At 64.3% G+C, this 21,810-nt stretch carries 21 protein-coding genes, 1 tRNA gene and 1 riboswitch; of the genes, 9 read left to right on the forward strand and 13 right to left on the reverse strand.

Translation table 11 applies throughout. The annotated features are described in order from the left end of the window. Positions 1 to 75 precede the first annotated feature (75 nt). Positions 76 to 182, reverse strand: a riboswitch (TPP riboswitch). Between the two features lie 218 nt (positions 183 to 400). Beyond that, the gene (locus PVE35_RS02620) at positions 401 to 1,843 is read left to right on the forward strand and encodes a TolC family outer membrane protein (protein WP_268181027.1); all 1,443 of its coding nucleotides are present in this window, start codon (positions 401 to 403) and stop codon (positions 1,841 to 1,843) included. A 142-nt stretch (positions 1,844 to 1,985) separates the two neighbouring features. On the opposite strand, the gene waaA is transcribed toward PVE35_RS02620, so the two are convergent. Further along, entirely contained in the window at positions 1,986 to 3,251 is a 1,266-nt protein-coding gene (gene waaA, locus PVE35_RS02625; RefSeq protein WP_277373701.1) for a lipid IV(A) 3-deoxy-D-manno-octulosonic acid transferase, read from the reverse strand. A gap of 43 nt (positions 3,252 to 3,294) precedes the next feature. Then, positions 3,295 to 4,182 carry a LysR family transcriptional regulator gene (locus tag PVE35_RS02630; protein WP_277373703.1) on the reverse strand — a complete coding sequence of 296 codons (888 nt, stop codon included), beginning with the start codon at positions 4,180 to 4,182 and terminating at the stop codon, positions 3,295 to 3,297. Between the two features lie 85 nt (positions 4,183 to 4,267). Between PVE35_RS02630 and PVE35_RS02635 the strand changes: the two genes are divergently transcribed. The 4 genes from PVE35_RS02635 (at position 4,268) to PVE35_RS02650 (ending at position 7,696) form a co-directional block, all read left to right on the forward strand. Continuing rightward, the gene (locus PVE35_RS02635) at positions 4,268 to 4,600 is read left to right on the forward strand and encodes a multidrug efflux SMR transporter (protein ID WP_268181032.1); all 333 of its coding nucleotides are present in this window, start codon (positions 4,268 to 4,270) and stop codon (positions 4,598 to 4,600) included. An 86-nt stretch (positions 4,601 to 4,686) separates the two neighbouring features. Continuing rightward, on the forward strand, positions 4,687 to 5,862 hold the full coding sequence (locus PVE35_RS02640) for an FAD-dependent oxidoreductase (RefSeq protein ID WP_268181034.1): 1,176 nt from the start codon (positions 4,687 to 4,689) through the stop codon (positions 5,860 to 5,862). Then, positions 5,859 to 6,665, forward strand: a complete 807-nt coding sequence (locus PVE35_RS02645; RefSeq protein WP_268181036.1) for an aldo/keto reductase — start codon at positions 5,859 to 5,861, stop codon at positions 6,663 to 6,665. The genes PVE35_RS02640 and PVE35_RS02645 overlap by 4 nt, the downstream gene beginning before the upstream one ends. Before the next feature lie 125 nt (positions 6,666 to 6,790). Beyond that, positions 6,791 to 7,696, forward strand: coding sequence for a metal ABC transporter ATPase (locus tag PVE35_RS02650; RefSeq protein ID WP_268181038.1), 906 nt, complete (start codon positions 6,791 to 6,793; stop codon positions 7,694 to 7,696). Positions 7,697 to 7,703: 7 nt separating this feature from the next. Here PVE35_RS02650 and PVE35_RS02655 read toward each other — a convergent pair whose 3' ends face one another. Then, positions 7,704 to 9,224, reverse strand: a complete 1,521-nt coding sequence (locus PVE35_RS02655; RefSeq protein WP_268181040.1) for an AhpA/YtjB family protein — start codon at positions 9,222 to 9,224, stop codon at positions 7,704 to 7,706. A 174-nt stretch (positions 9,225 to 9,398) separates the two neighbouring features. Between PVE35_RS02655 and serB the strand changes: the two genes are divergently transcribed. After that, complete coding sequence (serB, locus tag PVE35_RS02660; protein ID WP_268181042.1) at positions 9,399 to 10,613, forward strand: phosphoserine phosphatase SerB; 1,215 nt, start codon at positions 9,399 to 9,401, stop codon at positions 10,611 to 10,613. Here serB and PVE35_RS02665 read toward each other — a convergent pair. The 7 genes from PVE35_RS02665 to rpsU all read right to left on the reverse strand — a co-directional run bounded on the left by PVE35_RS02665 (position 10,604) and on the right by rpsU (position 16,998). Further along, on the reverse strand, positions 10,604 to 11,011 hold the full coding sequence (locus PVE35_RS02665; RefSeq protein ID WP_268181043.1) for a hypothetical protein: 408 nt from the start codon (positions 11,009 to 11,011) through the stop codon (positions 10,604 to 10,606). The two genes, serB and PVE35_RS02665, sit on opposite strands and share 10 nt — an antisense overlap. After that, positions 10,996 to 11,778, reverse strand: coding sequence for a hypothetical protein (locus PVE35_RS02670; protein ID WP_268181045.1), 783 nt, complete (start codon positions 11,776 to 11,778; stop codon positions 10,996 to 10,998). Before PVE35_RS02670 ends, PVE35_RS02665 begins: the two co-directional genes overlap by 16 nt. Next, entirely contained in the window at positions 11,775 to 12,332 is a 558-nt protein-coding gene (locus PVE35_RS02675) for a PAAR domain-containing protein (RefSeq protein ID WP_268181046.1), read from the reverse strand. The genes PVE35_RS02670 and PVE35_RS02675 overlap by 4 nt, the downstream gene beginning before the upstream one ends. Before the next feature lie 220 nt (positions 12,333 to 12,552). Beyond that, positions 12,553 to 12,629 (reverse strand) — tRNA-Ile (locus PVE35_RS02680). Positions 12,630 to 12,741: 112 nt separating this feature from the next. After that, a complete protein-coding gene (gene rpoD, locus PVE35_RS02685) occupies positions 12,742 to 14,595 on the reverse strand; it encodes an RNA polymerase sigma factor RpoD (RefSeq protein ID WP_268181048.1) in 1,854 nt (617 codons plus the stop codon). Positions 14,596 to 14,662: 67 nt separating this feature from the next. Beyond that, positions 14,663 to 16,651, reverse strand: coding sequence for a DNA primase (dnaG, locus tag PVE35_RS02690; protein ID WP_277373707.1), 1,989 nt, complete (start codon positions 16,649 to 16,651; stop codon positions 14,663 to 14,665). 131 nt (positions 16,652 to 16,782) lie between these two features. Beyond that, complete coding sequence (gene rpsU, locus PVE35_RS02695; RefSeq protein WP_003290642.1) at positions 16,783 to 16,998, reverse strand: 30S ribosomal protein S21; 216 nt, start codon at positions 16,996 to 16,998, stop codon at positions 16,783 to 16,785. A 204-nt stretch (positions 16,999 to 17,202) separates the two neighbouring features. On the opposite strand from rpsU, the gene tsaD reads away from it, so the two are divergent. Beyond that, complete coding sequence (gene tsaD, locus PVE35_RS02700; RefSeq protein ID WP_277373719.1) at positions 17,203 to 18,234, forward strand: tRNA (adenosine(37)-N6)-threonylcarbamoyltransferase complex transferase subunit TsaD; 1,032 nt, start codon at positions 17,203 to 17,205, stop codon at positions 18,232 to 18,234. Positions 18,235 to 18,290: 56 nt separating this feature from the next. On the opposite strand, the gene plsY is transcribed toward tsaD, so the two are convergent. Further along, complete coding sequence (gene plsY, locus PVE35_RS02705) at positions 18,291 to 18,860, reverse strand: glycerol-3-phosphate 1-O-acyltransferase PlsY (RefSeq protein ID WP_268181052.1); 570 nt, start codon at positions 18,858 to 18,860, stop codon at positions 18,291 to 18,293. 74 nt (positions 18,861 to 18,934) lie between these two features. Here plsY and folB point away from each other — a divergent pair, with 74 nt between their 5' ends. Together folB and folK are read left to right on the forward strand one after the other, a co-directional pair. Then, complete coding sequence (folB, locus tag PVE35_RS02710) at positions 18,935 to 19,291, forward strand: dihydroneopterin aldolase (RefSeq protein WP_268181054.1); 357 nt, start codon at positions 18,935 to 18,937, stop codon at positions 19,289 to 19,291. Beyond that, on the forward strand, positions 19,282 to 19,815 hold the full coding sequence (folK, locus tag PVE35_RS02715) for a 2-amino-4-hydroxy-6-hydroxymethyldihydropteridine diphosphokinase (protein ID WP_268181056.1): 534 nt from the start codon (positions 19,282 to 19,284) through the stop codon (positions 19,813 to 19,815). Before folB ends, folK begins: the two co-directional genes overlap by 10 nt. A gap of 140 nt (positions 19,816 to 19,955) precedes the next feature. On the opposite strand, the gene PVE35_RS02720 is transcribed toward folK, so the two are convergent. Further along, the gene (locus PVE35_RS02720) at positions 19,956 to 21,185 is read right to left on the reverse strand and encodes a multifunctional CCA addition/repair protein (protein ID WP_277373720.1); all 1,230 of its coding nucleotides are present in this window, start codon (positions 21,183 to 21,185) and stop codon (positions 19,956 to 19,958) included. A 105-nt stretch (positions 21,186 to 21,290) separates the two neighbouring features. Next, complete coding sequence (locus PVE35_RS02725) at positions 21,291 to 21,797, reverse strand: hypothetical protein (protein ID WP_268181059.1); 507 nt, start codon at positions 21,795 to 21,797, stop codon at positions 21,291 to 21,293. Between the last annotated feature and the right edge of the window lie 13 nt (positions 21,798 to 21,810).

Below are 21,810 nucleotides of genomic sequence, written 5' to 3' on the forward strand. Positions count from 1 at the left end.
CGGAGTTGGAACCTGAGCGGACGAAGGGCGCGAGATACACCGGGGCGGTGCAGAGGACTCGCCACGCATGATGCGTGGCGAGGACATCTTGTTCCCTACGCAGGCCTTAACCTGATCAGGTTCAACGGGATCCGGCAGTTGCCAATCTCAGCCCCTCAGATGGGGCACCCCGACAAGAACCCTGGCAGTCTAATCAAGCCCTGCCGCTAAACCAACCTGCACGCGGAAATAAGTCGACCCATGCGTCGGAAAGCGACGCTCGGGCAGGGCCTTCGGTATTGTTGCGATGGGGCAACAATGCTTCTTGCAAACTAGACTGAAGCTTGGGCTCGGGTGCTTGACCCTGGCCTGTGGCCAGCCGTAGCCTTGCCGATTACCGCCTATTCAAGGATCGACCTCCATGTTGCGCAGACTCTCCCTGGCTGTTGCCGTGGCCGCCGCGTCGGTGGGCCTGGTGCAGGCCGCCGAGGCACCGCTTTCCAGCAAGACCGACCTGATGACCGTGTATCAGGAAGCCGCCCAGAACAATGCCGATATCGCCGCTGCCCGAGCCGACTACCAGGCACGTCGCGAAGTGGTACCGCAGGCCCGTGCCGGATTGCTGCCCAACCTCTCGGCAGGCGCCAATTATGGCGACACTCGCACCGAGATCGATTCGCCCAGCGCCACCCTTTCGCGCAGCGGTCTGGTCTATCAGGCCAATCTGAGTCAGCCGCTGTTCCGCGCCGACCGCTGGTTCCAGTTGCAGGCCGCTGAGGCCACCAGCGAGCAGGCCGCGCTGGAATTGTCCGCCACCGAGCAGAACCTCATCCTGCAGAGTGCCGAGACCTACTTCACCGTGCTGCGTGCCCAGGACAACCTGGCCTCGACCCGCGCCGAGGAGGCCGCCTTCAAGCGCCAGCTCGACCAGGCCAACGAGCGTTTCGATGTCGGCCTCTCCGACAAGACCGACGTGCTCGAGGCCCAGGCCGGTTTCGATACCGCCCGGGCCAACCGCCTGCTCGCCGAGCGCGCCGTGGACGATGCCTTCGAGGCCCTGGTGGCACTGACCAACCGCGACTACGTGGCCGTGGAAGGCATCGTGCATTCCCTGCCGGTGCTGGTGCCGACGCCCAACGATGCCAAGGCCTGGGTCGATACTGCCGCCGCGCAGAACCTCAATCTGCAGGCCAGTCTCTATGCAGTCACCGCCGCCGAGGAGAACCTGCGCCAGCGCAAGGCCGGTCATGCGCCGACCCTGGATGCCGTGGCCAGCTACCAGAAAGGCGACAACGACAGCCTGGGCTTCACCAATTCGGGGTCGCCGCTGTCGCCGCGTTACAGCGGTGACGTGTCGCAGCGCAGCATCGGCCTGCAGCTAAACATCCCGTTGTACAGCGGCGGCCTGACCAGCTCGCAGGTACGCGAGGCCTACCAGCGCCTGGGGCAGACCGAGCAACTGCGCGAGAGCCTGCGTCGCCAGGTGGTGCAGAACACCCGTAACCTGTTCCGCGCGGTGAATACCGACGTGGAAACCGTGCAGGCGCGGCGCCAGTCGATCATCTCCAACCAGAGCGCGCTGGAAGCCACCGAGATCGGCTATCAGGTCGGCACCCGCAATATCGTCGACGTGCTCGATGCCCAGCGTCAGCTCTACAGCGCCGTGCGCAACTACAACGACGCGCGTTACGACTACATCCTCAACAACCTGCGCCTCAAGCAGGCTGCCGGCACCCTCAGCCCGGCCGACCTCGAAGCCCTGGGCCGTTTTCTCAAGCCGGACTACAACCCGGACAAGGACTTCCTGCCGCCGGATCTGGCCTCGGCTGCCGAGGAGCGCTTGAAGAACAATCAGGGGTATTGACACCCCCGATATACAAAAGCCCGACGCAAGGTCGGGCTTTTTGTTTTTAGGCACTGCAACCGCAGCATGCCCTGTGATCGAGCAAGCGTAGCCCGGATGCAATCCGGGAGAGCATCGCAACATCCTCCAGATTGCATCCGGGCTACAGCAGCCGCTGCAGCCCTGCCAGCAGCCGCTCCAGGGCGCCCTGGTTGGCCTGGAGCACGGCCAGGCCAGCCTGGCTCATACGCTGAGCCTCGTCAGGCTCGCCCAGCAGCGTCGCAACCCGGCCAGCCAGTTGATCGGCGTTTTCCACTTCGCTCAAGGCGCCGGCCTCGCGCAGTTGCGCAGCGATTTCCAGAAAGTTGAACAGGTGCGGGCCGCTTAGCACGGGTTTGCCCAGCGCGGCTGGCTCCAGCAGGTTATGTCCGCCATTGGCCACCAGGCTGCCGCCGACGAAGGCGATATCGGCCAGCGCATAGAGAAACAGCAGTTCGCCCATGGTGTCGCCCAGCAGCACCTGGTCGCCAGCGTGCACCGCCTCGCCGGTGGAGCGGCGGCGTGTGGCCATGCCCTGGCTCAGGCACAGCTCATGCACCGCGCCAAAGCGTTCCGGGTGCCGAGGCACGAGGATCAGCAGGGCATCCGGCCTGGACGCCAGTAGCTGGCGATGGGCGTCCAGGACGATCTCGTCTTCGCCAGCATGGGTGCTGGCAGCTATCCAGACCGGGCGCTGCTCGGCCTGCCATTGCCGGCGCAGGTCGGCAGCGCGCCTCGGCAGATCGGCATCGATTTTCAGATCGAACTTGATCGAGCCGGTCACTTCGACGCATTCAGGGCGTGCGCCCAGGGCCAGGAATCGCTGCGCCTCTGTCTGGGTCTGCACGGCGAGCAGTGACAGCTCGGCGAGCATCGGCGCGGTGAGCCTGGCAAAACGTGCATAGCCGCGCGCCGAGCGCTCGGACAGGCGGGCATTGGCCAGTGCCACGGGAATGCCGCGCCTGGCGCACTGGTGGATATGGTTCGGCCACAGCTCGGTTTCCATCACCACCGCCAGGCGCGGACGAGCACGTTCGAGAAAGCGTGCCGCCGCCCAGGGCAGGTCATAGGGCAGGTAGCAATGCTGCACGCTGTCGCCGAACAGCGCCTGGATGCGCTCGGAGCCGGTGGGGGTCATGCAGGTGACGGTGATCGGCAGCTCTGGGTGGTGTGCTTGTAGAGCGCGGATCATGGGGGCGGCGGCGATGCTCTCGCCAACCGATACGGCGTGCACCCAGATGCCGCCAGGTTGCAGCGGCGGCAGACCGAAGGAGAAACGCTCCCGGATGCGCCGCGCGTAAGCCGGCGCCTTGCGCGCCCGCAAGGCCAGACGCAGGGCGATCAGGGGCAGGGCCAGGTGCAGCAGCAGGGTGTAAAGGTGTCTGTTCATGGGCGCGCAGCTTATCGCCGCAGGGCAGGCGCTGGAAGAGCGATCAGGCCTGCGGGCGCAGCAGCTCCTGTGCCAGGCAGTCGGCCAGCCAGCTCGCGGCCGGGCCGAGCGCGCCATCACGACGCCAGACCAGCTCCACCACCAGCGGCAATGGCGCCCAGTCGCTGCGCAGTTCCTGCAGGTGGCCCAGATAGGTGGGGTACTGGGCGACGTGGCGGGGCAACCAGGCCCAGCCCAGGCCACGGATCACCAGCTCGGCCATCACGTAGAAGCTGTCGACGCGCCACATCAGTGGGCTGATCTGCTCGCCGCCGGGGTAGTGGCTGTCCTGCGGGGTCATCAGCAACTGGCGATGTTCGGCCAGGTCGCGTCTCTCTACGCTGGCGAGCCCGGCCAGTGGATGCTGCGGGCTGCATACCGTGACCATCTCGATGGTGCCCAGGCGCTGGCTTTCCAGTTCGCTGGGCATCTGCTCGTGATGGAACAGCAGGCCCAGATCGGCCTGACACTGCACTAGCTTGCGCGCCACGTCGCCCTGCGCCCCACTGGACAGTTGCACTTCGAGCTGGGGAAAGGCTTCCGCCAGCGCCTGCAGGCTGGCCAGCACCGGCTGGTAGGGCATGGCTTCGTCCTGCGCCAGGCGCAGACGGGCTTCTTCGCCACGGGCCAGACCGAGGGCGCGGCCATCTAGGCGCTGGCACTGCTGTAGCACGCTGCGCGCCTCCTCCAGCAAGGCGCGGCCGGCTTCGGTGAGTGCTGGCTGGCGACCGCTGCTGCGCTCGAACAGGCTGACCCCGAGATCCGCCTCGAGCAGGGCGATGGCGCTGCTCACCGCCGATTGCGCACGTCCGGTTTCACGGGCCACGGCGGAGAAGGAGCGGCGCTCGGCGGTGCGCACGAACAGGTGCAGTTGATCGAGGGTCCAATTCACAGCCTATCTCCAATTCAGATAGGTAATCACTTTATCCCATCGCTGCGACGACTAGAATCGGCGGCATCGTTCAGGAGTCGCCGCCATGCCCGGATACCTCTACCTCGCTATTGCCATCGCCGCCGAAGTCATCGCCACCACCTCGATGAAAGCCATCGACGGCTTCAACAAGCCCTTGCCATTGCTGCTGGTGATCGGTGGCTACGCCATCGCCTTCTGGATGCTGATTCTGGTAGTGCGCACCATCCCGGTGGGCATCGCCTACGCCATCTGGGCGGGCCTCGGCATCGTCCTGGTGAGCATCGCCGCGCTGGTGCTCTACCAGCAGAAGCTGGATCTACCGGCCATGCTCGGCATGGGCCTGATCGTCAGCGGTGTGGTGGTCATCCAACTGTTCTCGCACTCCACGGGGCATTAAGACGGACAGGCTTGTGGCTTGAAGCTTGCCGCTTGTAGCTGCCCCGAGGGTTATACTGCGCCCCTGTTTTTCTGCGAGGCCCGTTCATGTCCCAAGCTCTCAGCACCGATGTCCTGATCGTCGGCGGCGGTATCGCCGGCCTCTGGCTCAATGCGCGCCTGCGTCAGCAGGGGTTCGCCACTTTGCTGGTGGAGTCGGCGAGCCTCGGCGGCGGGCAGAGCCTGAAGTCGCAGGGCATCATCCATGGTGGCGCCAAGTACGCGCTGCATGGCGCGCTGACCGGCTCGGCCGAGGCCATCGGCGACATGCCACGGCGCTGGCGCGAGGCGCTGGCCGGTGACGGCGAGCTGGATCTACGCGGCGTGCGCCTGCTCTCCGACGCGCATTACCTGTGGTCGCCGGGCACTCTGGCGGGCAATCTGACCAGCTTCTTCGCCAGCAAGGCCATGCGTACACGGGTCGATGCGGTCAAGGGTGAGCAACTGCCGCCAGCGCTGCGCGATCCGAAGTTCAAGGGCAAGGTTTATCGCCTCAACGAGCTGGTGCTGGACGTGCCCAGCCTGATCGCGCGCCTGGCCGAACTGGCCGGCGACGGCCTGCTGGCCGGTGAGCGTATCGAGCCGCTGCGCGAGGCGGGTGAGCTGGTCGGCCTGGTCGTCGACGGCCGCGAGATCCGTGCTCAGCGCGTGGTGCTCAGTGCCGGCGCCGGTAATGCCGAGCTGTTGGCGGCGTTGGGTATCGAACAGCCGCGCCAGCAATTGCGCCCGCTGCACATGGTGCTGGCCAAGGGGCCGGCCTTGAAACCGCTGTATGCCCATTGCCTGGGCGGCGGGCCGAAGCCACGGGTGACCGTGACCACCCATCCAGCGGCCGATGGCCAGTGGGTCTGGTATCTCGGCGGTGACCTGGCCGAGGCCGATGGCGTGGCGCGTGACGAGGCCGCGCAGATCAAGGCGGCGCAGAAGGAAGTCGCCGCGCTGCTGCCTTGGGTCGATCAGAGCCAGACCCGCTGGGCCACCCTGCGGGTGGATCGTGCCGAGCCGGCGCAATCGGGCCTGGTGCGCCCGGACAGCGCTTTCCTGGCCGATCAGGGCCATCTGCTGGTGGGCTGGCCGACCAAGCTGGCGCTGTCGCCGGACTTCGCCGACCGCGTGCTGCAAGCTTTGGCCCGCGATGGCGTGCAACCTGGCGCTCATGCGCCGTTGCCCGAACTGCCACGTCCGCCCGTTGCCCAGCCGGTATGGGAGACCCTGCTGCCATGAGCCTGCACGATCTGCATCGTCCGCTCGGCAGTACCGGTCTGCTGGTGTCGCCTCTGGGCCTGGGCACGGTCAAGCTGGGCCGCGACCAGGGGGTCAAATACCCCAGCGGCTTCACCATCCCCGACGACGCTCAGGCTGCGGCCTTGCTGCGCCAGGCGCGTGAGCTGGGTATCAACCTGATCGACACCGCCCCGGCCTATGGCGTCAGCGAGCAGCGCCTCGGCCCCTTGCTGCGTGGCCAGCGCGACCAGTGGGTGATCGTCAGCAAGACCGGCGAGGAGTTCGACCAGGGCCTGTCGCACTTCGATTTCTCGCCAGCGCACACCCGCCTGTCGGTAGAGCGCAGCCTCAAACGCCTGGAAACTGACCGTATCGACCTGCTGCTGGTGCACTCCGATGGCAATGATCTGGCCGTGCTGCGCGACAGCGGCGTCTACGAGGCGCTTGAGGCGCTCAAGCGCGAGGGCAAGATTCTCGCCTATGGCCTGTCCGGCAAGACCGTCGAAGGTGGCCTGCTGGCACTGCAGCAAGGGGATTGCGCCATGGTCACCTACAACCTCGCCGGGCAGGGCGAAAAGCCGGTTATCGACTACGCTGCCAGTCACGGCAAGGGCATCCTGATCAAGAAGGCCCTGGCCAGCGGGCATGCCTGCCTGGCCGATGGTGTCGATCCGGTGCGCGCCAGCTTCGAGCTGATTTTTGCGCATCCTGGTGTCAGCAGTGCCATCGTTGGCACCATCAATCCGCTGCACCTGGCTGCCAATGTGGCCACGGCAGCGGCGGTGATCCGCCAACGGGGCTGAGTTCGTCACGTTCCTTTACAGGATCGGGTTGTGTCCGTTGCCTGGCCTGAGGCAGCCTAGCCGTCTGTTTCGCCCTGAACCTCGCCGGGTGCTTGCTGCCTGGCACGAGTCAATGAGGAGCCGAGATGCCGCGTACGCTGATTCGCAAGGACCCGAGTCGCTTCAAGACCCTGCCATTGTTCGTCGAGGCCAGTCCTGACGGGCTGCGCTACCAGAGCCTTGGCCAGCCGCTGAATTTTCGCCAGATGCTGGAGCGGCGGCGTCCGCTAATGGTTGCCGACAACCAGCGCTTCGCGGTCGAACTGGCCAACCTGGGCGTGTCGGTGCGCCTGACCTTGCGCTTGCAGGGGCGCGATTACTGGGTACTGGTGCGTCAGCGCCGGCCGGATCGCGGCGATACCGTGCTCAAGCTGATTTCCGGTTATGTGCCGGCCCACGAGCTCAACCTGCCGCTGCTCACGGCGATCCAGGAGGTGGCCGAAGAGTGCCTGATCGAGAGCGAGGGCGGTTGGCTCAGCGGGCGTTTCGGCGATACCTGGCTACCCACACCCTACCAGGGCGCCTTGCGCTATCGCGAAACCAGCCATTTTCGTCTCAGCCCGCTTTCCGGCGCCGCGCGGCCGGTGCAGTGCGGCAACCTGACCCTGCTCGAGCGCCCACGGGCCTACGTGCACCTGCCGACCGCCTCGTTGCAACTGGTCTACGACCTCAATCTGGAGCTGCCGCGCGATGTGCGCGAACCCAGCCTGTTCCATGTCGACGAATGTCTCGAAGAGGGGCTTCTGGTGGCACGCCTGGAGCGCCGACGTCCTGATCTTTACCTGGTGGCCTTGCACAATGGCCAGCCCAATGGCGGATTGTTCACCCTGCGCGGCGGCGAGCTGACGGCGGCCAGCACCCGTGGCCTGTGGTTGTCGGAGAGTTTCGCCGAGCAGCAGGGCTGGCTGGTGAACGAGGAGCGGGTGCGCTGGAAGGACTGGCTGCAACGTTATGGGGTGCAGCCGGCACGACGCACCACGGTGGGCGCGTAAGCGGGACTCAGGCGCGGCCTTCGTGGTCGTGCATGCGCGCCAGTTGCCGCTCCAGTAGCGCCGGGTAGGGGTCGAGCAGACGTTCGACGCAGCTCGCGCCCTCGGGGCTGGCGATGGGGCGGATGCGCGCACGCTGTTTGGCCAGTTCGTCCTGGGCGATGCGCTTTTCCACCAGTAGCAGGTTGCGGCTGTGTTGCGACAGGGCCAGGGCGTCCAGCGCGCTGTCGCTGAGCAGCAGCTCGGCCTGGCCGAGGCCTTCCAGACCGTTGCCCAGGGTCAGGCCCAGTTGCAGTTGCAGGGTGATGCCGCTGTCGGCCACCTCGATCTGCAGGGCATGGCCGAGAGCGCGCATCAGCTCGCCGCAGCAGATGGCGTGGGTCAGGTAGTCCTCGGCGCAATCGCGCTCGTGGAACAGCATCAGGCTGCTGCCATCCTTGAGCGTGTGCAGCTCGCCCTGGTAGAGCGAGGCGGCTTGCTCCAGGCAATCGCGGTAGTGCTGCAGTAGGTCGAGCAGGCGCGTGCGCGGCAGGCGGCGCAGTTGTTCCTGGCCGCCTAGCTGGATGGCCAGCACGGCAGTGGCCTGCGAAGGGTTGGCCGTTGCAGGCGCTGCCGTCGGCTGTGGCTCGTTGGCCAGGTCGGCGAAAGGATCGGTGTCGTCTTCGTCCCAGGGCAGGTTGACCTTGGCTGCCTGGCGCGGCTGCGCGGAGGCAGCCAGAGGTTCTGCACTGTGCTGACGTGGCGCCTCGTCCTCAGTGGTGAGGTCATCTTCCGGCACGCTGTCGGAGAAGGCTTCTTCCTCGGGGAAGTCGTCTTCTTCCGGCTCCAACTCTGGCTTCGGCGGCACCAGGCGGGCCTGTAGCTGCCGTGCCAGGTCGCCGAGTTCGTCATTGCGCCCGGCACCCGGTGCGGGGTCGTCCGGGTCACGCAACCACAGGCGCAACTGCAGCAGGGGGGTGGAGATGTGCCGGCCCAGGCGCATGCTCAGCGACAGGGTCAGGGCCAGCAGGATCAGGCTGAGAATGCCCATGCTCTGCAGGCTGATGGTCATGGGTTGCTGGAACTGGCGCATGTCCAGGCTGATGCTCAGTTGCCCGGCCATCACTTCCTGGAAGTTGATGGGCGTTGAGTACAGCCCCGAGCTTTCGCCGAGCATGCTGCGCGTCGGCCGCGAGCCCGCCTCGGCGAGGATGCGGTTGTCCACACTGTAGATGGCGGCATGCGCCACCAGTGGATTCTTCGCCAGATTGCCCAGCAGCACGTTGAGGCTAAGGATGTCGTTGGACACTAGCAGCTCGGTGGCCGAGGCTGCCGTCTGGGTGATCAGCGCCTGGCCGAGGGCATCGGCCTGTTGCTGCATGGCCTGCTTGAACTGCATGCCCATCACCCAGGCATAGATGACCATGGCCAGGGCCACCAGCAGCAGGCTGTGGCTGGCGATGCGCAGCACCAGGGGCACCCGCCGCTGGCGCAGCGCGTGGAAGATCATGATGAAGAAATTATCGGGTTTGACGGGCGCGGGCCGGTTCACAGAGCACGGCTCTTGTCGACTGAAGTTGCCGCGCAGTATAGCGAGCGACCCCGCATGGGCAAAGCGCGTGGCTGCCCGAAGTGGCAGGAAACTGGGTAGAATGTCGGCCTTTTCGCTGGGCGGTGGCTCATCTACCGCGTTCCGTCATCAATCATCTGCCTCGGAGGGTGCGCCTTGCGCGAAATCGTCCTGATCAATATCACCGGCGAAGATCGCCCCGGGCTCACCGCAGCCATCACCGGCGTCCTGGCTCAGGGCGGGGTGAATATCCTCGACATCGGCCAGGCGGTGATCCATGACACCCTGTCGTTCGGCATCCTCATCGAGATTCCCGACAACGGCCGTTCCCAATCCGTGCTCAAGGATCTGCTGTTCACCGCCTACGAGCTGGATCAGCAGGTGCGCTTCACCCCGGTGTCAGAAGCTGACTATCGCCATTGGGTCGGCGGCCAGGGCAAGGCCCGGCATATCGTCACCTTGCTGACGCGCAAGGTCACCGCCGAGCAGTTGCAGCGCGTCAGCGCCATCACCGCTCGCTACGGCCTGAACATCGACCATATCGACCGCCTCTCCGGACGCATGCCGCTGGACACGCCGAGCGAACGTAGCAAGGGTTGCATCGAATTCTCGGTACGCGGCGAACCGGGCGATCCGGCGGCATTGCGCGCCGAGTTCCTTAGCGTGGCGCAGGAGCTGAATGTCGATATCGCCTTCCAGCGTGATTCGGTTTTCCGCCGCAATCGCCGCCTGGCGGTATTCGACATGGACTCGACGCTGATCGAGGCCGAGGTTATCGACGAACTGGCCAAGGCCGCTGGTGTCGGCGAGCAGGTCGCCGAGATCACCGAGCGTGCCATGCGCGGCGAGCTGGATTTCCGCGCCAGCTTCAAGGAGCGCCTGAGTCTGCTGCAGGGGCTGTCGGAAGACGTGCTGGCGGAGATCGGCGCCTCGCTGCGCCTGACCGAGGGCGCCGAGACCCTCTTCGCCGAACTCAAGCGCCTGGGCTACAAGACCGCGATTCTCTCTGGTGGCTTCACCTACTTCGCCCGGCAGTTGCAGGCCAAGCTGGGCATCGATTACGTGTTCGCCAACGAGCTGCAGATCGTCGATGGCAAGGTCACCGGCGTCGCTGTCGAGCCCATCGTCGATGCGCAACGCAAGGCCGATCTGCTGCGTGAGCTGGCGGAAAAGGAAGGGTTGCAACTGGAGCAGACCATTGCCGTCGGCGATGGCGCCAACGACCTGCCCATGCTCGGCCTGGCCGGCCTTGGCGTGGCCTTCCGCGCCAAGCCGCTGGTCAAACAATCGGCCAAACAGGCGATTTCCACCCTGGGCCTGGACGGCATCCTCTACCTGCTGGGCTACCGTGACCGTGAGGGTCAGGAGTGAGGGACGTCCTGGTCAGCTTGGCTGCTCTCGCTGTCTGCCCGATCCAGGTGTCTGACGATCTCCTGCCACTCGGGCTTGAGTCTGTAGCGTAGGTAAGCGATCTTGGCGCTATCGAGCAGGCGCCTTAGTGCTGAGGCGTTTCGTGCCTGGTGGAGATTGTCGATGGTGGTGGCAAGCCAGGTGCTGTCGAAGGCAGTCCAGATTGGTGGAACAGGTGTCTGCAGATTGGAATGGCAGGCGGGGGCCACGTCTTCAAAGAAGGCCCGCTCCACCGTGACGCGCTCGAAGTCGCGTACCTTGCGAGCAATACTGGCGTAGTCAACGCTGTTGTCGACGAACACATCCGATAACGCCGACCATAGCCGAATGCGCTCATCGCGGCTCAGAACACGTCCCACTTGGAAAACTCCTCGAGTTCATCATCCAGGGCATCCGCCGCCAGGCTGCCTGCAATGCCGCCAGCGGCGCTACCTGCCAGCACCAGGGCTATGGCACAGACTGGGGCTCCGGGGCCGCAAATGAGCGAGACTCCCAGGCCGGCGAGAAAGCCGCCAGCCGCACCGCCACCGATGATCATTCCCTGGCGTGCTGTCTCCTTCACCTTATTGTCTGCATTGAGAATTTCGTAAGTCGCGAATGCAGCAGTGACCACGATGCCAACTTTGCCGAGAACGCGTAGGCGTTGCGTGCCTTTGGTAAATTTTGCGTTATCTCTGCCGGAGGCTTCGATGATTTCGTAATGGATCAATTTCCTCTGTTCGGCTGTCAGGGTGTCGTAGGCTTTGCCGAACTTCTCGTTTGCGTATTTTTCGAACAGCTTCGGCAGGGTGGGGGGCGTTTTCTTGTACTGCTCTGCTTTGGCTAGGCCAACGGCAGAGGTGATCTTGCGATGCTCTGCCATGATCTTGTTGCGCATTTCATAGCAAAACTCGACACCCGCCTGGCTGGTGATCTTCCCGGATGCTACCTCCGTGCGAACCTGGGCAGAGATACGTTTGATATTGGCTGCATAGCTGGCTCGGGTTTTGGCGTCGCTGATGGCGTCGAGAGAAAATCGCGTGGCCATTGCCTCCATGCTGGCTATGGCCTCATCGAGCGGGGAGCGGGGTAGCGAATGCTCGCTCTGAGTCTGGTACTGGCCCCGTATTTCAATGCTGGAGGTCATTGCTCATGGCCTCCGGTGATCATGCTCAGGAGTTGTTCGGTTACCGAGGGCTGCTCGGTTTCTGCTGGAACAGGGAGTTCAAGTCTTGTGCAGATCGATCCCGAGGGGTTGGAAAACAGCACCTTGTTGTCACTGTCGAAGTTACTGGTCAGGGACGTTCCGTCATCGAAATGAGCAGTGCATTGCCAGCCCGTATAGCGCTCGGTGGCTGGAATCTGAAAGCTGATCCATCTATTGATGGCCAAAGGGGCTGGCGCGCTGAAGGCTGCCGTCACGACCGTATCGCCGATCAGTACATCGCCTGATCCACTGATGATCACGCCGCCGTGGCTAAGAGTGCTGCCTAAGGTCGCGGCGTTCTGGCCATTGATGAATACGCTTGCTGAAAATGCCCCCGATACGGCCTGGCCGCAGCCTGCCGTATCGCCCAGGCGGGCTGCGGGCAAGTTGTTGAACTGTACATTGGGGGAGCCGGTTTGTATCGGAGTTACGCCATGTCCAGGGACGGGGCAGGTCGTGGAGTCGCTGAGGCGAGCGGCAGGTTTACCAGGCATATAGAATCCTTCTTCCCTCTTCCTTCCGAACGCTAGATTTAGCCTCTTGCCATGGTTCATGGCTGTGAACGGAGTCAAGTTCTTAGCGCTTCAGGTCGCAGCTCATCTGAGACTCGGGAATCGACGCTGGGTTTCGTTGTATCAGAGAGGGTTCGCGAGCTGTCTCACGATGCAGCTTGCTGCAGAAACGAAAAAGCCGCGCAGTGCGCGGCTTCGGAGATGGTGGGCCCAGCAGGACTTGAACCTGCGACCAATCGATTATGAGTCGACTGCTCTAACCAACTGAGCTATAGGCCCGAAACGACGGCGGATTATAACGAGGCGTTGTAGCTAGCGCCAACTGCCTGAGTTATCTGGGAAAAACTCCCTGCAGAAACGACGACCCCGGCCTAGGCCGGGGTCGTTTGCATCACTCGTCGAGGAAGGAGCGCAGGTGCTCGCTTCGTGTCGGGTGACGCAGTTTGCGCAGCGCCTTGGCTTCGATCTGGCGGATACGCTCACGGGTGACATCGAACTGTTTGCCCACTTCCTCGAGGGTGTGGTCGGTGTTCATGTCGATGCCGAAGCGCATGCGCAGTACCTTGGCTTCACGGGCGGTGAGGCCGGCCAGGACTTCGCGGGTAGCTTCCTTGAGGCTTTCGACCGTGGCCACGTCGATCGGGGACTGCATGGTGCTGTCCTCAATGAAGTCGCCCAGGTGCGAATCCTCGTCGTCGCCGATCGGGGTTTCCATGGAGATCGGCTCTTTGGCGATCTTCAATACCTTGCGGATCTTGTCCTCGGGCATTTCCATGCGCTCACCGAGCTCTTCCGGAGTGGGCTCGCGACCCATTTCCTGGAGCATCTGACGGGAGATGCGGTTGAGCTTGTTGATGGTCTCGATCATGTGCACCGGAATACGGATGGTGCGCGCCTGGTCGGCAATCGAGCGGGTGATCGCCTGGCGGATCCACCAGGTGGCGTAGGTCGAGAACTTGTAGCCACGACGGTACTCGAACTTGTCCACCGCCTTCATCAGGCCGATGTTGCCTTCCTGAATCAGGTCGAGGAACTGCAAGCCGCGGTTGGTGTACTTCTTGGCGATGGAGATGACCAGGCGCAGGTTGGCCTCGACCATTTCCTTCTTGGCGCGACGAGCCTTGGCTTCACCGATCGACATGCGACGGTTGATGTCCTTGATCTCGGCCAGGCTCAGGTTGCACTCGGCTTCCAGTTCCACCAGCTTCTGCTGGCAGCTCTTGATATCGCTCTGCAGATTACCCAGGGCCTCGGCGTACTTGGCCTTGCCCTTGGCCAGGTCGGCAGCCCAGTCCATGTCCACTTCGTTGCCTGGGAACAGGCGCAGGAAGTCGGCACGCGGCATGCGTGCGTCACGCACGCACAGTTGCATGATGGCGCGTTCCTGGGCGCGCAGGCGGTCGAGGGCGCCGCGCACCTGGTTGACCAGGGCGTCGTACTGCTTGGGTACCAGCTTGATCGGCATGAACAGCTCGGCCAGCGCGGCCAGCTCTTCGGTGGCCTGCTTGCTGCCACGGCCATGCTTCTTCAGGGCTTTCTGAACCTTGTCCTGCTGCTCGGCGACGGCGGTGAAGCGGCGTGCGGCCTCTTCCGGATCCGGGCCACCATCGCCATCGGATTCTTCATCGTCGCCGCTTTCGCTTTCTTCGTCCTCGTCTTCTTCGTCATCCTTGGCGTTGGCGCCGTCCTGTACCGGAACGGGGGCGGCGGCTTCGTCCGGGACGCTGCCGTCATCCGGGTCGATGTAGCCGCTCAACACCTCGGCCAGGCGGCCGCCTTCGGTGGTGACGCGGTTGTACTCGGAGAGGATGTTGTCGACGGTGCCGGGGAAGTGGGCGATGGCGCTCATCACCTCGCGGATGCCTTCCTCGATGCGCTTGGCGATTTCGATTTCGCCTTCGCGGGTCAGCAGTTCCACGGTACCCATTTCACGCATGTACATGCGCACCGGATCGGTGGTGCGGCCGATATCGGTCTCAACGGCGGCGAGGGCGGCTGCGGCTTCTTCGGCTGCGGCTTCGTCGGTGTCGGCTTCGGCCAACAACAGGGCGTCCGCATCCGGAGCGCTCTCGAATACGTTGATCCCCATGTCATTGATCATGCGGATGATGTCTTCCACCTGTTCCGGATCGGAAATATCTTCCGGCAGGTGGTCGTTGACCTCCGCATACGTCAGGTAACCCTGCTCGCGACCACGGCTGATCAATTCTTTCAAACGAGATTGCTGTTGCGCTTTTACGGACATAACACCCTATCCACTGAAGGTCTTGGCGGGCTGAAAACAAGCCGAGGATTATACCTGACAAACAGCCTTACGCGCCAGTTGAAGAGGGACTGACTGATGAGGTGCTGCGGCTTAGTAATGTGCGCAGTTGATCTTTTTCCTCTGCGCTTAGTTCACTCTGGCGCGCCTTGCGCAGCAATTGTTCAAGGCTGCGTTCCCGCTGGCGGGCTGCAAGAGTAGTTATAGTGTCGAAAAACTGTTGTTCAAGGTTGTCGGCCGAAATCAGCCATTCCTTTTCCGCCAGGGCGCGCAACAGACGACCTTGCTCAGTGCCGTGCCAGCGAGCGATTAGCTGCAGCGAGCGCAGGTTGGGGCTTTTCTGCAGGGCGCCGACCAGTGCCACCAGTAGCTGAGCGTAGGTGTCCTCTTCGTCGGCGAAGTGGCTGACATCTTCCACTTTCTGCGCCAGTTGTGGGTGGTGTAGCAGGGTGCGCAGGGCGCTCAGGTGGGGTGACTCCACCTTGACCGCAGTGCGTGGCGGGTAGTCCTTGCCCTGGCCTTTCTTCTGCCACTTGCCGCCATCCTTCTTCCAGTTGCCCTTGCTCTTGCTGGGGGCGCTCTCGTAGCTGGGCTGGCTGGGGGGCGGGTGTTCATAGCCGCCCAGGTCAGGTAGGGCATCGTAATAATCGCCGCTGGGGACGTCGGCATAGTCCGGGTAGGCCTGATCCTGGCTCGCTGGGGTGTGGCGCTGGCTCGGTGTCGGGCTGCGCGGTGTGTTGCCGATCTGGCTGAGGGCTTCGCCGGACAGCCCGGTGATCTCGCTCAGGCGCTGGCGCATCAGGGCGCGCAGGTTGTTGCCGGGGATCTTGTCGATCAGCGGTGCGGCCAGGGTGACCAGGTGCGCCTTGCCTTCCAGGGAGCGCGGATCGGCCTCTTCGCACAGTTGCTGGAAGAAGTAGTCGGCCAGTGGTTGCGCATGCTGGTTGATGCGTGCGCGGAAGGCATCGGTGCCTTCGGCGCGTACCAGGGTGTCGGGGTCTTCGCCTTCGGGCAGGAACAGAAAGCGCGCGCGGCGACCGTCCTGCAGGCTTGGCAGGGTGGACTCCAAGGCGCGCCAGGCGGCATTGCGCCCGGCGGCGTCGCCGTCGAAGCAGAACAGCACGCTGGGCACGATGCGGAACAGGCGCTTGAGGTGTTCCTCGCTGGTGGCCGTGCCCAGGGTTGCCACGGCATTGCGCAGGCCTTGCTGGGCCAGGGCGATGACGTCCATGTAGCCTTCGACCACCATGATCTCGTCGAGATCGCGGTTGTGCTTGCGCGCCTCGTACAGGCCGTAGAGTTCCTGGCCCTTGTGGAACACCGGGGTTTCCGGCGAGTTCAGGTACTTGGGCTTGTCGTCTCCCAGCACGCGGCCGCCGAAGGCGATCACCCGGCCGCGGCTGTCGCGGATGGGGAACATGATGCGATCGCGGAAGCGGTCATAGCGCTTGCCGGTGTCGGCATTCTCGATCAGCAGGCCGGCGTCGATCATGGCCTTCTGCTGCAGGGCGTCGCCACCCAGTTGCTTGAGCAGGTTGTCCCAGCCCGGCGGGGCGAAGCCCAGGCCGAAGTCGCGGGCGATTTCCCCGGTCAGGCCGCGGCCCTTGAGGTAGTCCACGGCGTACTTGCGCTGTGGGTGGCTTTTCAGTGCCTGGCGATAATGCTCGGCGGCGGCTTCCAGCAGCGGGTAGAGGGGCGAGTCCACTGGCTGTCTGGGTTTGTGCCCGCGCCCGCTGTCCTCGCGGGGCACGTCCATGCCGGCGCGCTTGGCCAGTTCCTCGACCGCCTGGGGGAAATCCAGTTGATCGTGATCCATGACGAAGCCGAGGGCGTTGCCGCCGGCGCCGCAGCCGAAGCAGTAGTAGAACTGCTTGTCCGGGCTGACGGTGAAGGAGGGGGTCTTTTCCTTGTGGAAGGGGCAGCAGGCGCTGTAGTTCTTGCCGGTCTTCTTCAGTTGGATGCGCGAACTCACCACATCGACGATGTCGGTGCGGTTCAGCAGGTCATCGATGAAGGATTGCGGGATCAGGCCGGCCATAGGTGCTCAGCATACTGCCCGAACAGTCGGACAGAAAACACAAAACTCCGCATGTTCACCCAGAGGTGAAGCGGAGTCCTGTTGGTGCAATGCCCGGCAGTGGCCGGGCATTCGGGCGTCACGCGTACTGATTAGTACAGGCGGACGCTACGACGCTGCTCGCGCTGCACTTTCTTGGCGTGACGCTTGACGGCGGCAGCGGCCTTGCGCTTACGCTCAGCGGTCGGCTTTTCGTAGAATTCGCGGCTACGGACTTCAGCCAGTACACCGGCTTTCTCGCAGGAGCGCTTGAAACGACGCAGGGCTACGTCGAAGGGTTCGTTCTCTTTAACTTTGACGGCTGGCATCCAGGTCGTACCTATCTTTAATTACCGGGTTAACGCGTACCCGGCAAATATGGCTCGGGGGTGCGTCGGTTTTTAAGGGTTGCGGATGTTACCGTCTCCCCGCGCGGAATGCAAAGCCCTTAGGTCGAAAAGCGCTGGTCGGGTGGGCGGGCGGCGCTTATCATGCGCGCCTTCGTTCCACGCCGCAAACCAAGGCCTCGCTCCATGCTCGTACTGGGATTGGAAACCTCCTGCGATGAAACCGGCGTCGCGCTCTATGACAGTGAGCGTGGCCTGCTGGCTGACGCGCTGTTCAGCCAGATCGACCTGCACCGCGTCTATGGCGGAGTGGTGCCCGAATTGGCCTCGCGCGATCACGTCAAACGCATGTTGCCGTTGATCCGTCAGGTGCTGGATGAAGCCGGCAAGCAGGCCAGCGATATCGATGCCCTGGCCTACACGGCCGGGCCCGGCCTGGTCGGCGCCCTGCTGGTCGGGGCTTCCTGCGCCCAGGCTCTGGCGTTTGCCTGGGGCGTGCCGGCAGTCGGCGTGCATCATATGGAAGGCCACCTGCTGGCGCCGATGCTGGAAGAGCAGCCGCCACAGTTTCCGTTCGTCGCCTTGCTGGTCTCCGGCGGCCACACCCAGTTGGTGCGGGTCGATGGCATCGGTCAGTACCAGTTGCTTGGCGAGTCGTTGGACGATGCGGCCGGTGAGGCCTTCGACAAGACCGCCAAGCTGATGGGGCTGAATTATCCCGGTGGCCCGGAGATCGCTAGGCTGGCCGAACAGGGTACCCCAGGGCGTTTCGTCTTCCCACGGCCGATGACCGATCGCCCCGGCCTGGATTTCAGTTTCAGCGGGCTCAAGACCTTCGCTCTGAATACCTGGCAGCAGTGCAAGGACAGTGGGGGCGACCTCGAACAAGCCCGTCGCGACATTGCGCTGGCCTTCCAGCAGGCGGTGGTTGAGACTTTGACCATCAAGTGCAAGCGGGCGCTCAAGCAGACGGGGCTGAACAACCTGGTGATCGCCGGCGGGGTGAGCGCCAACAGGTCGCTGCGCGAGCATCTGCAGCGTATGTTGGGCGAGCTGAAAGGCCAGGTGTTCTACGCGCGGCCCAAATTCTGCACCGACAATGGCGCGATGATCGCCTACGCCGGTTGCCAGCGCTTGCTGGCCGGGCAGCACGAAGACCTGGCGATCAAGGTGCAGGCGCGTTGGCCGATGGAAAACTTGCCGAGTTGCAAGCCGTAAGCCGCAAGTGAGCGCGGCTTCTTGCTTGAGGCCTGTAGCTTGAGGCTTGTCGCTGCTTAGAAGCGGCGCTCGTGGCCGGCGAACAGGTCGCGCAGATTGCCCCGGTGGCGCCAGACGATCAAGCCGGTCAGCACGCACATCGGCAGCAAGGCGGCCGGTTGTTGCCAGGCCAGCAGTGGCAGGGTCAGCGGGGTGGCGATCAGCGAGGCCAGGGAGCTGGTACGGGTCAGGCGGAAGACCACGGTCCAGGTCGTCAGCGCCAGCAGAGCGGCGGGCGGGTAGAGGCCGAGGAGCATGCCGGCGGCCGTCGCCACGCCCTTGCCGCCACGGAAGCGGAAGTACAATGGGTAAAGATGGCCGACGACTGCGGCCAGGCCGATCCAGGCCTGCTGTTGCAGGCTCAGGCCGAGCAGCTTGGCGATGAGGATGGGCAGCAGACCCTTGCACAGGTCGCCGACCAGCGTCATCACGGCGAGTTTCTTGCCGGCCAGGCGCAGCATGTTGGTGGCGCCAGGGTTGCCCGAGCCGCTGCCACGCGGATCCGGCCTGCCGCTCAGGCGGCTGAGCAGGATGGCGAAGGACAGTGAGCCGAGCAGGTAGGCAAGGATTGCCAGAAGCCAGAACATGGTGGCCATTCCAGAGCTTGGGGTGGCCCGATTCTAACGAGGTGCGGCGCCCTTGTCGTGGCGCGGAGAGGGTGGTGGACAGAGTATTTATCGAAGGGCTGGAAGTCGATACGGTAATCGGCGCCTACGACTGGGAGCGTGAGATTCGCCAGTGCCTGCGCCTGGATCTGCAGATGGCCTGGGACAACCGCCCGGCTGCTGCTGGCGATGAGCTGGACAAGGCGCTCGACTATGCCAGCGTATCGGCGCGTATCCAGGCCTTTGCCGCCGAGGCGCAGTTCATCCTGGTGGAAACCTTCGCCGAGCGCCTGGTGCAGACGCTGATGGCCGAATTCGACATTCCCTGGATACGCCTGAAACTGACCAAGCCCGGCGCGGTGCCGGCTGCCCGTGGTGGTGTCGGTGTGGAGATCGAGCGCGGATGTCTCTGACGCGGATCTACCTGGGGCTCGGCAGCAACGTCCAGCGCGAGACCCACTTGAGCGCCGGGCTCGATGCGCTGGCTAGCTTTCTCCATGACCTGCAGTGCTCGCCGGTGTTCGAGAGCCACGCCGTGGGTATCAAGAGTGGCAACTTCTTCAATCTGGTGGTCACCGCCATGACCGATCTGCCGCTGGCGGAGCTGGATCGCCGGCTGAAGTTCATCGAGGCCGACAACGGCCGCTATGCGCCGGATCGCAAGGGCCTGCCACTGGATATCGACGTGCTGCTGTATGGCGAGCAGGTGGGTAACTTCAACGGCCTGGTGTTGCCGCGTGCGGAAATCCTCAAGAACGCCTTCGTGCTCTGGCCGCTGGCGCTGCTGGCGCCGCAGTTGCAGCATCCGCTCGATGGGCGCTCGTTCGCCGAACTCTGGGCTTCGGCGCAGATCGACCAGCAACTATGGCCGGCGGCCTTCCAGTGGCGCGGGGCCGAGCTGACGCCGGCAGAGTTGCTGCAGGCGCATTCGGTCTAGTTGGCTGCGGCCAGGCCTTTGTAGGGTGCGCCGCGCGCACCACGGTTACCGGTAGCGCGCACGGCCCCCGACACCCTGTGGTTGTCGCCCGGATGAAACCCAGGACTTGTGTCGGGTACTACCCCCGGATCTCATCCGGGCTACGTTGTCTGCTGTTCCTTATGGGCCTTGATTGCATTCAGGCGCTCGCGGTTGAGGGCCTCGCCCAGCTCGGCACCCTTGAATCCCTTCTCCAGCAGCGGTTTGACCGGCACTTGCCGTGCAGCCTCGGCGGCGCCCAGCAGGTAAGCAGCCTGCGGATAGTCGCGCTGCTCCAGCCCCTGGCGACCGCGCGCATCCATCTCGCAGGCGGCGACGAATTCGGCGAAACGTTGCGGACGGCGGAACACGTCGAAACGTTGCAGCAGTTCCAATAGCGTCGAGGGGCGCAGTTCCAGTGCGCGATGTCCATGGGTATGGAATTCACCCACCAGCGCGGCCATTTCGGCGCAGTCGCGGGGCACCTTGCAGCGTGCGTTGATCGCTTCGATCAGGCGCAGCCCCTTGTGTTCATGGGCGATATGTCGCGGCCACTCGACTTCTGGCGTCAGCCCCTTGCCCACGTCGTGCAGCAGGCTGGCCCAGCGTACGTTCAGCGGCTGCTGGTGTTCGGCGCATTGGCGTAGTACGGCAAGCACATGCACGCCGGTGTCGATCTCGGGATGGTGCGCCTCGGGCTGCGGGACGCCGAACAGGACGTCCACTTCTGGCAGCAAAGCGGCCAGGGCGCCGCAGTCGCGTAGTACCTGCACGAATACGTCCGGGCGTGGCTCCATGAGTGCGCGGGAGATTTCCTTCCAACTGCGCTCCGGCGTGAGATCGGCCAGTTCACCGGACTCGGCCAACTGGCGCATCAGCGCCTGGGTTTCCGGCGCCACGGCAAACCCCAGGGGCGCATAGCGGGCGGCGAAGCGGGCGACACGCAACACGCGCAGCGGATCCTCGGCAAAGGCAGGCGATACATGGCGCAGCAGACGCGCGGCAAGATCCTGCTGGCCGCCGTAGGGGTCGACAAGATTGCCCTGCTCGTCCTCGGCCATGGCGTTGACGGTGAGGTCGCGGCGGATCAGGTCTTCTTCCAGGGTGACTTCAGGGCTGGCATGGAAGGTGAAGCCGCCATAGCCGCGGCCACTCTTGCGCTCGGTGCGGGCCAGGGCATATTCCTCGCCCGTTTGCGGGTGTAGGAACACCGGAAAGTCGGCGCCTACCGGGCGGTAACCGAGCTCCAGCATCTGTTCGGCACTGGCGCCCACCACCACCCAGTCCACTTCGCTGATGGGGCGGCCGAGCAGGCGGTCGCGCACTGCGCCGCCGACTTTGTAGATCTGCATGGGTATCCTCCGTCGAGTGTGGAGGATAACGGCTGCTCGTGCAGGCGCGGTAGCGTGGATGCACTTCGGGGGGCAGCAGGGGCAAGATCCCGGATTGCAGCCGGGCTACGGTGTGGCCTTGGGGAGCTGTTCGGTCAGCACGTGCACGGCGCGTTCCAGCAGCTCGGCGCTATCGCGAGCCGGGCTCAGGCCTGTGCTGATCAGGCCTTCCCAGAGGGTGACGTCGTTCAGGTCGGTAATGCGTAGGCGCAGCGTGCCGGTTTCGTCGCGCAGCCGGTGGATGGCCTGGTAGGGGCCGAGGCTGCCGGCTGCATCGACCTTGAAGGTCAGCGGTTTGTCCTGCACGGCGAGCCAGTAATAGACGCGCGTTTGCGGCGGCTGGCTCTCGTGGTAACCGCGGGCGGACAAGCCCTGGCGCAGCAACTGGGGCAGTTGCGCGTAGCGCTCGGGAAAGGGCGGCGTGTCTGCCAGGCTGCTCTGTGGGTCGACCAGTTGAAAGCTGTGTCGGCCCTGCAAGGCATCGTCGGCTGGCGTGATGATGCGCGCATGGGGGATGGGGCTGGCGCAGGTGGCGAGCCCCAGACACAGCAGGATTACCAGGAACAGACGCATGCAGGCAGCCTCG

The sequence above is a fragment of the Pseudomonas sp. AA-38 genome (assembly GCF_029457475.1).
Taxonomy (GTDB): domain Bacteria; phylum Pseudomonadota; class Gammaproteobacteria; order Pseudomonadales; family Pseudomonadaceae; genus Aquipseudomonas.